The organism is Streptomyces sp. CNP082 (assembly GCF_059570535.1).
The window spans coordinates 1-12,933 of the sequence record NZ_JCANSZ010000019.1; the positions used below are offsets into that span (position 1 = coordinate 1).

General features: G+C 73.0%; 14 protein-coding genes, 1 tRNA gene and 1 pseudogene. 2 read left to right on the forward strand and 14 right to left on the reverse strand.

Annotated elements, in window-relative coordinates; genetic code table 11:
* The 3 genes and pseudogenes from B124_RS16990 to B124_RS17000 all read right to left on the reverse strand — a co-directional run.
* Positions 1–395, reverse strand: a pseudogene (locus B124_RS16990) (hypothetical protein); the annotation flags it as partial.
* 245 nt (positions 396–640) lie between these two features.
* Positions 641–1,663 carry an RNA polymerase sigma factor SigF gene (locus tag B124_RS16995; protein WP_496503696.1) on the reverse strand — a complete coding sequence of 341 codons (1,023 nt, stop codon included), beginning with the start codon at positions 1,661–1,663 and terminating at the stop codon, positions 641–643.
* 322 nt (positions 1,664–1,985) lie between these two features.
* A complete protein-coding gene (locus B124_RS17000) occupies positions 1,986–2,195 on the reverse strand; it encodes a hypothetical protein (protein WP_496503697.1) in 210 nt (69 codons plus the stop codon).
* Between the two features lie 641 nt (positions 2,196–2,836).
* On the opposite strand from B124_RS17000, the gene B124_RS17005 reads away from it, so the two are divergent.
* Positions 2,837–3,862, forward strand: a complete 1,026-nt coding sequence (locus B124_RS17005; protein ID WP_496503806.1) for an ADP-ribosylglycohydrolase family protein — start codon at positions 2,837–2,839, stop codon at positions 3,860–3,862.
* Positions 3,863–3,936: 74 nt separating this feature from the next.
* Here B124_RS17005 and B124_RS17010 read toward each other — a convergent pair whose 3' ends face one another.
* The 5 genes from B124_RS17010 to B124_RS17030 all read right to left on the reverse strand — a co-directional run bounded on the left by B124_RS17010 (position 3,937) and on the right by B124_RS17030 (position 6,293).
* Positions 3,937–4,485, reverse strand: a complete 549-nt coding sequence (locus tag B124_RS17010; RefSeq protein ID WP_496503698.1) for a DUF6578 domain-containing protein — start codon at positions 4,483–4,485, stop codon at positions 3,937–3,939.
* 185 nt (positions 4,486–4,670) lie between these two features.
* Positions 4,671–4,757, reverse strand: a tRNA-Ser gene (locus tag B124_RS17015).
* Between the two features lie 41 nt (positions 4,758–4,798).
* Positions 4,799–5,311: a nucleoside deaminase gene (locus B124_RS17020; protein ID WP_496503699.1), complete on the reverse strand. Its 513-nt coding sequence runs from the start codon at positions 5,309–5,311 to the stop codon at positions 4,799–4,801.
* A 56-nt stretch (positions 5,312–5,367) separates the two neighbouring features.
* Positions 5,368–5,916, reverse strand: coding sequence for a tRNA adenosine deaminase-associated protein (locus tag B124_RS17025; RefSeq protein WP_496503700.1), 549 nt, complete (start codon positions 5,914–5,916; stop codon positions 5,368–5,370).
* Between the two features lie 191 nt (positions 5,917–6,107).
* A complete protein-coding gene (locus B124_RS17030; RefSeq protein ID WP_496503701.1) occupies positions 6,108–6,293 on the reverse strand; it encodes a hypothetical protein in 186 nt (61 codons plus the stop codon).
* 152 nt (positions 6,294–6,445) lie between these two features.
* On the opposite strand from B124_RS17030, the gene upp reads away from it, so the two are divergent.
* Positions 6,446–7,078, forward strand: a complete 633-nt coding sequence (upp, locus tag B124_RS17035; protein WP_496503702.1) for a uracil phosphoribosyltransferase — start codon at positions 6,446–6,448, stop codon at positions 7,076–7,078.
* Positions 7,079–7,532: 454 nt separating this feature from the next.
* Here upp and B124_RS17040 read toward each other — a convergent pair whose 3' ends face one another.
* The 6 genes from B124_RS17040 to B124_RS17065 form a co-directional block, all read right to left on the reverse strand.
* Positions 7,533–8,186 (reverse strand): LytR C-terminal domain-containing protein, encoded by a 654-nt coding sequence (locus tag B124_RS17040; RefSeq protein ID WP_496503807.1) that lies wholly within the window; start codon positions 8,184–8,186, stop codon positions 7,533–7,535.
* A gap of 94 nt (positions 8,187–8,280) precedes the next feature.
* Entirely contained in the window at positions 8,281–8,577 is a 297-nt protein-coding gene (locus B124_RS17045) for a type II toxin-antitoxin system VapB family antitoxin (RefSeq protein ID WP_018836497.1), read from the reverse strand.
* Between the two features lie 249 nt (positions 8,578–8,826).
* On the reverse strand, positions 8,827–10,359 hold the full coding sequence (locus B124_RS17050) for a M28 family metallopeptidase (RefSeq protein WP_496503703.1): 1,533 nt from the start codon (positions 10,357–10,359) through the stop codon (positions 8,827–8,829).
* Between the two features lie 136 nt (positions 10,360–10,495).
* Positions 10,496–11,110: an HhH-GPD-type base excision DNA repair protein gene (locus B124_RS17055; RefSeq protein ID WP_496503704.1), complete on the reverse strand. Its 615-nt coding sequence runs from the start codon at positions 11,108–11,110 to the stop codon at positions 10,496–10,498.
* Positions 11,111–11,267: 157 nt separating this feature from the next.
* Positions 11,268–12,203, reverse strand: a complete 936-nt coding sequence (locus B124_RS17060; protein WP_496503705.1) for an HdeD family acid-resistance protein — start codon at positions 12,201–12,203, stop codon at positions 11,268–11,270.
* 360 nt (positions 12,204–12,563) lie between these two features.
* Positions 12,564–12,932, reverse strand: coding sequence for a DUF488 domain-containing protein (locus B124_RS17065; protein ID WP_496503706.1), 369 nt, complete (start codon positions 12,930–12,932; stop codon positions 12,564–12,566).
* Position 12,933 lies beyond the last annotated feature (1 nt).

Sequence of the window (12,933 nt, forward strand, 5' to 3'; positions counted from 1 at the left end):
GCGTCGGGATCAGCCGCGTCGGGATCAGCCGCGCCGGGATCGGCGGCCTCGGTCTCCGGGGCGGTGCCGGGCCCGGTGGTGGCGCCGGTCTCCGGGGCGGTGGCTTCGTCCGCCGGGGCGGCGGGGGGTACAGCCGGGGCGGCGGGGGCCGGTACGGCCGGGACGGCGGCGTCGGGCCCGCTCGGGGGCGCCGTGGCCGCAGCCCCGTGTAGTGGTGGCGGTGCTGGCGGGGCCGGCGGCGCCGGGGCGTGGCCGGCTGCCGCCGGGTCGGTGGACGGGGTCAGGGTGCGGTCCGGGCCCTGGGCCGTGGCGGCCGGGGCGTCGGGGAAAGCCGCTTGTGCGCCGAGCGGCGCGACTTCGGTGAGCATCTGCGAGCTGCCCAGTTCTGCGGACATGCCACCCCCTTGAGGTCGCGGACGGTTCCAGGCTGCCCCTCCCGGAACCGGTCGGGAGCATCCGCTCCCGCCGGGCCGCCGAGAGAAGCAGCCTCCGACTGAGATACCGGGTGCCGGGGCATGCCAAACACCGTTCCAGCAGAATGTCACAAGTCGGCAACGCGCTGTAGCGTCAAGTCGACATATACGCGCAGATACGGAGCCTGGGCGTCAGCGATGACCTCGAAGAGTCCTACCCGATCCGGTTAGGAATCGATCCGGTTTGCGGATCGCAGCCGTGCGAAGCTGCGCGACAGCAGCCGCGAGACGTGCATCTGGGACAGCCCCAGCTCCGCGCTGATCTGCGACTGGGTCATGTTGCGGTAGTAGCGCAGCATGAGGATGCGCTGCTCGCGCTCCGGCAGTTGGACGAGGAGGTGGCGTACGAGGTCGCGGTGCTCGACGCCGGCCAGCGCCGGGTCCTCGTACCCGAGCCGGTCCAGCAGGCCCGGCATACCGTCGCCCTCCTGGGCGGCCTCGAGGGAGGTGGCGTAGTACGAGCGGCCCGCCTCGCGGCAGGCCCGTACCTCGTCCTCGCCGACCCTCAGGTGCGCGGCGATCTCGGCGGTGGTGGGCGCGCGGCCGTGCCGTACGGTCAGGTCCTCGGTGGCGCCGCTGACCTGGGCCCACAGCTCGTGGAGCCGGCGGGGGACGTGGACGGTGCGGACGTTGTCCCTGAAGTAACGTTTGATCTCGCCGATCACGGTGGGCATGGCGAAGGTCGGGAACTGCACGCCGCGGGCCGGGTCGAAGCGGTCGATGGCGTGGATGAGGCCGATGGTCCCGACCTGGAGGACGTCCTCCATGGGCTCGTTGCGGCTGCGGAAGCGGGCGGCGGCGTAGCGGACGAGGGGGAGGTTGGCCTCGATCAGCGCGGTACGGACGCGGGTGTGCTCGGGGGTGCCGGGTTCCAGGGCGGTGAGCTGGGCGAAGAGGGCGCGGGTGAGGGCGCGGGAGTCGGGTTTACGGGGTTCTTCGGGGTCGCCGGGGTCGCCGTCGTGGGGACCGCCGGGGGCGCCGGGGGCGGGCTCGGGCTCAGCGGCGGCCGGGCGGCCGGGCGCGGGCTCCCCCGGCGCGGAAGCCGGGGCGGGGGCCAGGGCTGGAGCGGGGGCCGGAGCCGGGGTCTGGGCGGGCGTCGGCGCGGGTGCGGCGGCCGGTGGTGCGGCCGGCGTAGCGGCGGGTGGGCCGGGGGCACGCGGGGCGGTACGCGCGGACAACGGCTGCACCACACCACCACCCCTTCGCGGCCACATGACGTACGGCCGGCGCCACGGCGCGCACCGCAGGCGGGACCGGCAAATCGGGAAAATCCCGAAAATCAGTCATAGCATCACAAGAGATGCGCACTCTGTGCAAGCACCGTAATTCGCCGTGTTGGCGGCCAGTTGGCCGCCGCCGCGGGCCCCGGCCGGGAGCCGTTCGGCCAGGCCGGAGCGCTGGTCTCGTACGGGCGTACGGGGCCGATCGCGTGGTCGGCGATCACCCGGGCGGGCAGCCGCCGCAAGCCGGCCGCCGGCCCGCGCGCGGAGCCCCGGGCGCCACTCCGAGGCGTCAGTCCGAGGAGGAAGCGTCGTCCAGCAGGTCGGACATGACGTCGCCGATGCCCTTGGCCAGCTCCGAGATCCACTCGAAGACGATCTGGACGACATCGGCCGCCTGCGAGGGGGAGCTGATGATGGAGTAGATGGCGAAGAGCCCGACGAGCGCGAGCGCTATCTTCTTGTAGTCCACGAGCGTCGATGCCTCCCCTGTGCGGCACACGCCCGTTTCCTGCTCTCTCCCCAGGCGCAGTCGGCTAATTCTATCCGCGCTTGGAGTCGTACCCACGTTTTATGGACTAAAGGCCCGGTCACAGGGGGCTTTTGCAGGTCACGCCGACGGCCGCCCGCGGCGCACCATGGACGGAGAGCCCGCCGGGTCTGGCAGGACCCCGGCGGGCTCGGGGTGGGCCCACTGCGCGTCCGCCGCGGCTACTCCCCCCTCGCCGCGCGCGGTCGTAAGGCCCGCCCTCCGCGGGGGGAGGCGGCCGGATCCCCCCGGGGCCGCCTCCCCCTCCGCCGCCGTGCCCTCTTCGGGGGCCGCGCCGGCACCGGAACGGGAGGCGGACGGCGGTACGGAGAGTCCCCCGGCCGGCGAACTCGCTGCGGTAGATTGGGCGTTGATCGCGAGCCCGGAGTGGTCTCCTGCTCCCGCCGGCGGCCCGCGGACGACATGGAGCTGGGCAGGATCACCGACGTCACGCACTTCTGCGGCGTCGGCACGAAGCCCTGACCGACGCAACGGGCGGGAACCGAGAGGGGATTCCGGCCCCCGGACCCCGGTCCGCACACACCGTCGCGGCTGGCAGCGAGGGAAAGACAGTGGCCTGACCGGTGGGGAGCCGGTTGGATGGGCGGGTGACCATGACTGCTGGCGGCAAGCGTGCCGCGACCGGGGCGATGACCGGGTTGGCCCTCGGGGACGCCCTCGGGTTTCCCACCGAGTTCAACGACGTTCCGCAGATCCTCGCCAAGTGCGGGCCGTGGCGGTCCATGGGACTGCCCGACCCGGCGTTCGTCACAGATGACACGCAGATGACGCTGGCCCTCGGACGCGGGCTGCGTACGGCGATGGAACGGGGCCCGCTCGCGCCGCTGAGGGTGGTACGGCCGGTTCGTGAGGAGTTCGTCGACTGGTGGCGCTCGCCGGACAACAACCGGGCACCGGGGAATACGTGTCTGACGGCGTGCGAGCTGCTCAGCCACGAGAGGCCACGATGGCAGGAGGCCAGCCAGGTCGGCTCGAAGGGCTGCGGGGCGAACATGCGGGTGGCGCCCGTCGGCCTGATCCCCGGGCTGCCGCCGGAGACCCGGGCGGGTGCGGCGCAGCTCCAGTCCGCGCTCACCCACGGCCATCCGACCGCCCTGGCAGCCAGCGACCTGACGGCGCACGCGGTGTTCCTCCTGGCCAACGGCACGCAGCCGGGCCAACTCCTCGGCCTCCTACGGGACTACGCGCTGGCCAGCCGCTCCACCTACCGGGAGCGCTGGCTGGGAGACCTGTGGGAGTTCGCGCAGGACCACAGCGCGGTGGAGTTCGCCCGGCGAGGGTGGGACGAATGCCTGGCCGTCCTCGACGGGGTGGAGGCCGCCGTGCGCCAGGCGGACCCGGAGGCCGACCCGTGCGAGGCCACCGGAGCGGGCTGGGTCGCCGAAGAAGCACTGGCCACGGCGCTGCTGTGCTTCCTGCTCTTCCCCGAAGAACCGCTCACGGCGATCCGCCGCGCCGCCTGCACGTCCGGCGACTCCGACTCCATCGCCTGCCTGGCCGGCGCCTTCGCGGGCGCGTACCTCGGCGCCGACGCCTGGCCGCGCGAATGGGCGGAGCGCATCGAATACCGCGACGAACTCACGGCCCTCGCCCAACTCTGGGACGGCGCCGGGCAGTAAGCGGGGTGCCTTGTGACGTCGTAGTCCGTGGACGCGGCAGCGCATGGCGCCCATCGTCGCCGACGCGCCCCGCGTCAGCCGTCTGCGATCTCCAGGTCGACGAGCACGCCGGACTCGGAGCGGTAGTGGTCGCCTGCGGCGGGTGCGCGCTTGCCGTACGGTGCCCCGCTGTCGAACCACTTCGGGCAGGCCGGCACCTCCCGCAGCCAGCGCTCCCCCGGCACCCGTACGTACGCGGCCTCCGCAGGATCGAAGCGATAGCCGCTGGTCACCATCTGGATGCGGCGCACCGTGCCCGTGGTCGGCGGCAGCTCTCGCGGGCCGGGACCGTGCCGGTCCACCTCCAGCAGCCCGGTCAGCCGTACCGGATCCGTGCCGATTGCCGTGCCCGCCGGCAGCTCCCCCGGCCACCACGCCGCCAGACCACCGGAGCGGATCACCCAGCAGATGCCCTCCATCTCCACATCCCGCCGTTCGACCGGCCCTTCGACCGTGCTCAAGTCCGGGTCCGCCGGCTCCGGCCCCCGGAGGGACAGCGGCCAGGACACCTCATCGCCCACGGAGAAGGGGTCTCCACAGCACTCCATCTCCCAGTCCGCGTACATCACTTTCCACAGCGCCATCCCCCAAGTCTGCCGCCCCGCCCGCGCGGCGGCACCGCGCCGCGGAAGCCCATCACGGGCCGGACGATGATGGCGACGGGCTGGCCGGGGCGCTCGTACGAGTCAACTAAGACGCAAACTGAGACCGGCACAGCGAAAGGGCCGGACCCACCGGGGTCCGGCCCTTCGTTTTTCCTGTTCAAGAGCGGTAGCGGTGGGATTTGAACCCACGGTGGAGTTGCCCCCACACTCGCTTTCGAGGCGAGCTCCTTCGGCCGCTCGGACACGCTACCGCCACGCAGCTTAGCCCACCCCCCGCCGTGAGCAGAAATCGTTACTGGCGCGGGCCGCCCGCCGTCGGGTCGTCGCGGAAGAAGGCGGTGAGCAGGGCGGTGGCCTCCGGGGCGAGGACGTGGGGGATGACCTCCGGGCGGTGGTTGAGGCGGCGGTCGCGGAGTACGTCCCAGAGGGAGCCCGCCGCGCCCGTCTTGGGGTCGCGGGCGGCGTAGACGACGCGGTCGACGCGGGCGAGGACCGCGGCGCCCGCGCACATCGTGCACGGTTCCAGCGTGACGACCAGCGTGCAGCCCGTCAGCCGCCAGCCGCCCAGCGCCGCCGCCGCGGCGCGCAGGGCCAGGACCTCGGCGTGGGCGGTGGGGTCGCCCGTCGCCTCCCGCTCGTTCCTGGCGCGGGCCAGGATCCGGCCCCTGGGGGGTGCCTCGATCAGGGTCTCGTACGAGTTCGCGGACCCGTTCCCGGACGCGTTCACCGGGCCCAGGACCACCGCGCCCACCGGGACGTCCCCCGTCTCCAGCGCGCGTTCCGCCTCCGCCAGGGCCTGGCGCATCGGCGGTTCCCACAACTTCTCGTACGGGCCGCTCTCCCCTCCTTCGCCGGGCTGTGTCAGCGGACCGTCTCCAGCACGTCGGCCGCGCCGAGCAGCTCGGCGATCTCGTTGACCGCGTCGCCGTGCAGCGCCAGCAACTGCTTCTCCGAGACGCCGAGGTCCTCCAGCAGCTCCGTGTCGCCCACCGGGCCCGCCGGCGTGCCGGGCGGGGCGTCGGGGTCCGCGTCCGTGTCGGCGTCCGCGTCGAGGCCGGCGTCCGGCTCGCCGTCCTCCGTGCCGTCCAGGTCCGTCAGGCTGTCGAGCGCGCTGTCGTCCTCCGGCTCCCGGCCGAGCAGCTCGGGGGTGAGCAGGATCTCCCCGTACGCGCTGCGCCCGGCCGCGGCGGCGTTCGAGACGAAGACGCGCGGGTCGTCCTCGCCGTCTATGCGGACGACGCCGTACCAGATGTCCTCCTGTTCGAGCAGCACCAGCACGGTCTCGTCGTCATCGGCCGTCGCCTCGCGGGCGAGGTCGGCCAGGTCGTCCAGCGTCTCCACGTCGTCGAGCTCTGTATCGCTCGCTTCCCACCCGTCTTCGGTGCGCGCGAGCAGTGCGGCGAAGTACACCGTGACTCTCCCACTGGTCCTAGGTGTGCCGGGCCGGGTGGTCGAGCTTGCCTGCTCTCTCCCCCCGACCAGGGGCGGGGGACCCGCCCTCACCGGAATCGTGACAGAAACCCGCGCAGTCTGCGGGGTCTTCCGCGCTGCGTCGTGAATTGGACCGCCGCAGGGCCCGTGTTCCGCGGCCGGCCGGGCGTCTACCAGCGGAACGTCCGCATACGGTGGAGACGCCGCCGCCGCGCCGCCCGGGCGCGCCGCGGCTGCACGCGGGCCCGCAGTTCCTCGGCTTCGTGCAGGTCGTGCAGGAAGGCGGCGCGGCGCCGGCTGCGGTCGTCGGCGGCCTCGGCCAGCGGATCACCGCTGCGCAGATCACGATCCGGCATCACACACCTCCAGCGTCGGGGCGATCCGGGCGGACATATCCACCTTGCACCCGGTTGGCGGTTGTGTGTGAACCGCAGCCCGTTCCTTCACGCGTACCCCCGGGCCCCCACGCGTATCCGTGCCCTGCCGGGTCTCGGATAGATTCGGGTGCATGCGGATTCACGTGGTCGACCACCCCCTGGTGGCACACAAGCTCACCACGCTGCGCGACGAGCGCACGGACTCTCCCACCTTCCGGCGGCTGGCCGATGAGCTCGTCACGCTCCTCGCGTACGAGGCGACGCGCGACGTCCGCACCGAGCAGGTCGACGTGCGCACCCCCGTCGCCCAGACCACCGGGGTGCGGCTGGCCCGTCCCAGGCCGCTCATCGTGCCGATCCTGCGCGCCGGGCTCGGCATGCTCGACGGCATGATGCGGGTGCTGCCGACGGCGGAGGCGGGCTTCCTCGGGCTGATACGCGACGAGAAGACCCTGCAGCCCAGCACGTACGCGAACCGGCTGCCGGAGGATCTCTCCGGGCGGCAGGTCTACGTCCTGGACCCGATGCTGGCCACCGGCGGCACGCTGGTCGCGGCGATCCGCGAGCTGATCCGGCGGGGCGCGGACGACGTCACGGCGATCTGCCTGCTGGCGGCGCCGGAGGGCACGGAGGCGGTGGAGCACGAGCTGGCGGGCGCGCCGGTGACGGTGGTCACGGCGGCGATGGACGAGCGGCTGAACGATGCGGGGTACATCGTGCCGGGGCTGGGCGACGCCGGGGACCGGATGTACGGGACCGCCTAGCGGCGGGCGGCGGGCGGCGGGCCGGGGGCCGGGGTGCCAGCGCCGGTTGCCGGTTGCCGGTTGTCTGGTGGCCGGGTCTGGTGGCCGGGGCCGGTGGTGCCGGGGCTGCGGGGGTGCGTGTGCGCCGGGTGGCGGGGGCCGGGGGCGCGTTCGGGGCCGGGTGGCGGGCGGGTGTGCGCCGGGCTCTGCCGGGCGGGCGGGCGCGCCGGGGCGGCGGCTTGGCCCGAGTGGTGCGGACGAGGCGGCAGTGCCTTGACCGTCCAGGCGCCGGATTCTTCCGGGCGGGCGGTGCGCCGGGGCGGTGGCCTGGCCCGGGTGGCGTAGTCGGACGGTGCCGTTTTCGCGGTTTTTCTGCGGTCTTCTACGGTGCCTGCCGCGGCGGCTTCGTCGTCCCGGGGCCGGGTTCTCCGGGCGTGCCCGTACGGGCCCCGGGCGGGAGGCCGGTCCGTACCCCTCAGTCGCACCGCCCCGGCTTGGGGGCCGGTTCCGCCAGCGCCTGCAGCGCCGCCTTCGCCTCCGCCGGCTTCGCCAGCCCGTGGAAGTCGTCGCCGATGATCAGGTCGACCACCGCGCCCTTGCGCTCCACCGCCTTCGGCTTCGCCTTCGCCAGATGGGTGCCCAGCACCTTCAGCTCGCCGTCCACCGTCCCCGGGGCGCCGAGCAGCACGCCCGTGCCCCGTACCTTCTTGTCGTACTCCGCGGGTGCGTTGGCGACCTTGCCGATCCGGAAGCCGCGCTTCTCCAGTTCGTCGGCAGTCTTCTGCGCGAGGCCGGTCCTGGCAGTGGCGTTCAGCACATTGACCTCGACCCGTGCCGGCGCGGGCAGCCTCGCCGGTCTCTCCTCCGGCTTGTCCCCCTCGCCGGACTTCGCGCCCGTGCCCCGGGCCTCGCAGTCCTCCTGCTTGCCGGCCGGCGCCGCCCGCTCCTCCTCGCCGCCGCCCCCGAAGGCGTCGACGAGTTGCAGGGTGCCCCAGCCGACGACCGCGACCGCGAGCACGGCACCGAGCAGGGCCAGCACTTTCCGGCGTCTGCCGCTGCGCCGCCGCATACGTGGATATTTGGTGCCCTTGATGCGGTACGGCCCGCCCATCTCGGGGGGCGTCAGCATGCTCATGGCGGCAGCGTAGTAGCCGGACGGTGCCGTGCCTACTAAATGATCTATGCGATGGACCCGGGTCCCCCCGAAAGGGTCAACAGACTGGTCAGTCCAGCTCAAGAACGCGCGCGTGCAGCACCTGGCGCTGTTGCAGCGCCGCCCGCACCGCGCGGTGCAGTCCGTCCTCCAGATAGAGGTCGCCCCGCCACTTCACGACGTGGGCGAAGAGGTCACCGTAGAAGGTCGAGTCCTCGGCGAGCAGGGTCTCCAGGTCCAGTTGCTGCTTCGTCGTCACCAACTGGTCGAGGCGTACCGGGCGTGGCGCGACGTCAGCCCACTGGCGGGTGGACTCCCGGCCGTGGTGGGGGTACGGCCTCCCGTTTCCGATGCGCTTGAAGATCACACGGAAAGCCTACCGGGGATGCGCCTCCGGGCGCAGCAGTGAGGCACAGGAGCGACAAGTCAGCGACAAGTGCGAAGCAAGGCAGAGGCAAGCGGAGGCCGGTGGAAACAAGGCGGAAGCAAGGGGGGAGCGACGAAGAAGTAACGAAATGAGAGCAAGCGTGGGGGAGGGAGGCGGGAGGGAAACGGCGGGAGCCCGGGCCGGCTGCGGCCCGGGCTCCCTCTGCGGCTGTGCTACGCCGTCACGCGCTCACCGCTCCGCGTGGTGGTCGTGCGCACCTCCGCCGCTGCCCTCGTGGCCCTCGGTCGGCACGAACGACACCGGCTCGCGCAGCGAGCTGACGTCGTGCGCGTACGTCCCCACCGCGTTGGCGATGACGTCGATGTTCGCGTCGAACGCCGGCATGCTGATGTTGTCCAGGTCGTCGCACGCCGCGTGGTAGCACGGGTCGTACGCCTCGCCCGCCGTGCCGCCCCACTTCACGGCCTGCGCCTCCGTCTTCGTACCCTCCGCGCCCGTGAACGTCCCGCCGGACGGGATGCCGGCCTCGATGAACGGGCCGTAGTCGGAGCGGCCGGTGAAGTCGGTGCCCTCGTGCGGCAGGCCCTTCTTGTCCATGAAGTCGGTGATCTGCCGTTCCAACTGTGCCGAGCCCTCCGGGCCCGGGCCCTCGCCGGCGCCGTCGGAGTCGTCACCGTCGTAGACGAAGAGGCCGTAGTTGGGCGAGGCGACCATGTCGAAGTTGAGGTACAGCTCGATGTCCCGCAACTGGCGCGGGGTGAGCCGGCTCACGTAGTCCGTGGCGCCGACGAGGCCCAGCTCCTCCGCCGACCAGAACGCGAACCGCACCTGGTTGCGCGGCTTCTTCTCGGCCTTGGCCAGCTCCTTCGCGACCTCCAGCAGCGCCGCGGAGCCCGAGCCGTTGTCGTTGATGCCGGGGCCCTCGGCGACCGAGTCGAGGTGCGCGCCGAGCATGACGGTGCGGTCCTCGGCGCCGCGCTTGGTCTCGGCGATGACGTTCCGCGTCGTACGCGGCTCGACGATCATCTGGATGTCGACGTGGACGGTGACCTCGCCCTGCGTCAGCAGCGTGGCCAGCGCCTCGCCCTCGGCCTTGGAGATGCCGCCGGTGGGCACCTTCACGGCGTCGGGGTCGCCGAGGGTGCCGTTCAGCGCGCCCTCGGTGTTGTTGTAGATCACGGTGGCGACGGCGCCCGCGTCCGCGGCGTTGGCCTGTTTGACGGAGAAGTTGCAGCCGCCGCGCTGGACGAGCGCGACCTTGCCCGTGTAATCGCCGCCCGCGAAGTCGCCGGGCTCGCAGCCCGAAGTGCCGTCGGCGTCCACGGGCGTGGCGGCCAGCGGGGCGTCGAGGCCGCCTTCGGGGGTCGCCTTCGAGAAGGTCATCGCGTATATCTCGATGTCCCGCGCCTCGGGCGAGACGACCGCGAACTCGTCCTTGAGCGTCTCGGAGTAGGTGAAGTCGAAGGTGTCGTACGAGACGTCGTAGCCGGCCTTCTCAAGCTGGTCGTAGACGTACGCTGCGGACGCGTCGTACCCGGGCGAACCGGCGGCGCGGTGGCCGCCGTTGCGCTCGGCGAGCCGCTGGAACGCCTGGAGGTGCTTGTACGCGTCCGCGGCGCTGGACGTGCGCACCAGCTCACGGGCCAGCTTCGCGCCGTCCTTCGCGGGGGTCGCGGCGCCGGCGGGGGCCGAGCTGGCCAGGAGCAGGGGGAATGCGAGGGCTGCCGCACCCAGCGCGGCCGTGAATCTTCGAGGGAACACAGGAGTCCTTCCGACGTCTTCGGTGGGCGAACCTGTCCGGCGTGTGGGGTCTCCTGTCCGCAAGGCGGACGGGGTCCGTGCAACCTAGCGACTCGAACGGCGTTGCGGAATGGGCCGGAGGGCAACTCCTCCCGGCTCAGGGCGTCTTCTTTGCCTTCGTGGCCTTCTGCGCCTTGTTCGCCTTCGCCGCGGCCTTCGCTTCCTGCTTGTACGCCCGTACCTCGGCCAGGGTGTCCGGGCCGGTGATGTCCGCGACCGAGCGCCGGCTGCCGTCCTCGCCGTACGCGCCCGCCGCCTCGCGCCAGCCGTCGGGCGTGACGCCGTACTGCTTGCCCAGCAGCGCGACGAGGATCTGCGCCTTCTGCTTCCCGTACCCGGGCAGCGCCTCCAGCCGCCGCACCAGCTCCCTGCCGCTGCCGACGCCGCGCCAGAGCGCCTCGGCGTCGCCGTCGTACTCGTGCACGAGGTACGTGCAGAGCTGCTGGATCCGCTTGGCCATCGAGCCGGGGTAGCGGTGCACGGCCGGCTTCTCGGAGAGCAGCGCGGCGAACGCCTCGGGGTCCTGCGCGGCGATGGCGTGGGCGTCGAGGCCGTCGCCGCCCATGCGGTGGGCGATCGTGTACGGGCCGGAGAACGCCCACTCCATGGGGACCTGCTGGTCGAGGAGCATGCCGACCAGGACGGCCAGAGGGCTGCGGCCGAGCAGCGCGTCGGCCTCCGGTTGCTGCGCGAGACGGACGGTGACGTTCATCGGAGCATCATGGCAGTTGGCCGGCGGGTGCCCGTTGGGCAACACGCGGGCCTCCGGCGGGGGCGGCGGCGGGTCTGCGGTGGGGCCTGGCTGCGGGCTCCGGCCGCGGGCCCCCGGCGTGCGCCGTTGCGCGCCGGGGGCGGACGGGGCGTCCCGCTCAGACGCCGGCCGGGAGGTGCTTCGCGCGGTGGCGGATGCCGATCGCGGTGACGATCTCAAGGACGCCGACCGCCAGCAGCCAGGCGCCGGCGAGGTAGGTGAGGACCGCGATCGACGTCAGCGGCGAGACAATCAGCACGATGCCGGCCAGCGCGGAGATCACGCCGAGGCCGAGCTGCCAGCCGCGCGCCGGCATCGTCTCGTCGGAACTGGCGGCCACCGCCTGGGTGATGCCGCGGAAGAGCCAGCCGATGCCGATCCACAGGGCGAGCAGCAGGATGGACTGCAGCGCGCTGCGGAAGCACAGCAGGCCCAGGAGGACGAACAGGGCGCCGCTGATGAAGGCCATGACGCGCAGCGCGGGCACGGCGTGCGTACCGAACGCGGCGACGAGCTGCATCACGCCGCTGACCAGGAGGTACAGGCCGAAGAGTATGCCGACGACGCGGAGCGTCTCGCCGGGCCAGGCGAGCGCGAGCACGCCGAGGACGAGGGCGGCGATGCCGCTGAGCAGCACCGTCTGCCAGGCGCCTCTGGCGAGGAGGCCGAGGGGACCGAGGGAACTGGGGGAGCCGGGGGAACCGAGGTAGCCCGGGAAACCGGGGGAGCCTTCGGGCGGGGTGCCGCGGTCGCGGGGGGCGGTATGTTCCGCGGCACCGCCGCCGGGGGACGGGCCGCGGTGCTCGCGGCCTTCGACGACGGTCAGCCGGCGCTCTGTGGACGGGGGACCGGCCGGGGAGCCGGCTGAGGGACCGGCTTCGTGACCGGCTTGCGAGCGGGCCGGGGTGCCGGCCTGGGGTGCGGTGCCGTCGTCCACGCGGCGGGTGCGGTCGCCGACGGGACGTATGCCGCCGTCCGCGGGGCGTACGCCCTCGTCGGCGTCCCGGCCGGGCTCGGGCCGGCCGGGGCGGTGTGCTGCCGGGCCGCTGCTCATGCTCCAGGCTGTGGGCGGGTCCGGCCGGACTGCCAGCGGCGGTGGGCCGAACGGGTGACCGGGCCGGTGCTGCCGCGGGGGCGTACGCCGAGGATCCCCCGGGAATCTGCGCTTGTCAGAGGGGCGGCCTACCCTAGGGCGGGTGTGCGGGGGAGGCTTTCCGCGGCGCCTGTTCGGCGCCTGCCCAGCCCCTGCTGGCTCCGGGCTGGCTCCGGGCTGGCTCCTCGCTGAACTCCGCTCCAGGTCCTCGCTCAGCCCTGTTCCAGGTCCTCGCTCAGCTCCGCCCGGCTCCTCGCTCAGCCCTGTTCCAGCCTGCTCAGCCCCACGCCAGTCCTTGCTCAGCCCCGCGCCAGCTCTCCCTCAGCCCCGCTTCAGCTCCTCCGCGAGCACCGGCACGTGGCTGCGCTGTACTTCCTTCGTGCTCGTCACCAGCGTCAGCGGTCCCCGCGCGTACAGCTCGCGCAGCCGCGCCAGCGCCTCGGCGCGCTCGCCGTCGGACAGCTCCGCGCGGTAGCGCTCGACGAAGTCGTCGTAGCGGTCGAGGTCCGCGTGGAGCCAGTGGCGCAGCTCGTCCGAGGGTGCGACGGCCTTCAGCCACTCGTCCACGTGCGCCCGGTCCTTGGCGACGCCCCGGGGCCAGAGGCGGTCGACCAGGACGCGGGTGCCGTCGTCGGGATCGGGGTCGTCGTAGACCCGCCGGATCCGAGGGGGTGCGGGTTTTGTCGCCATA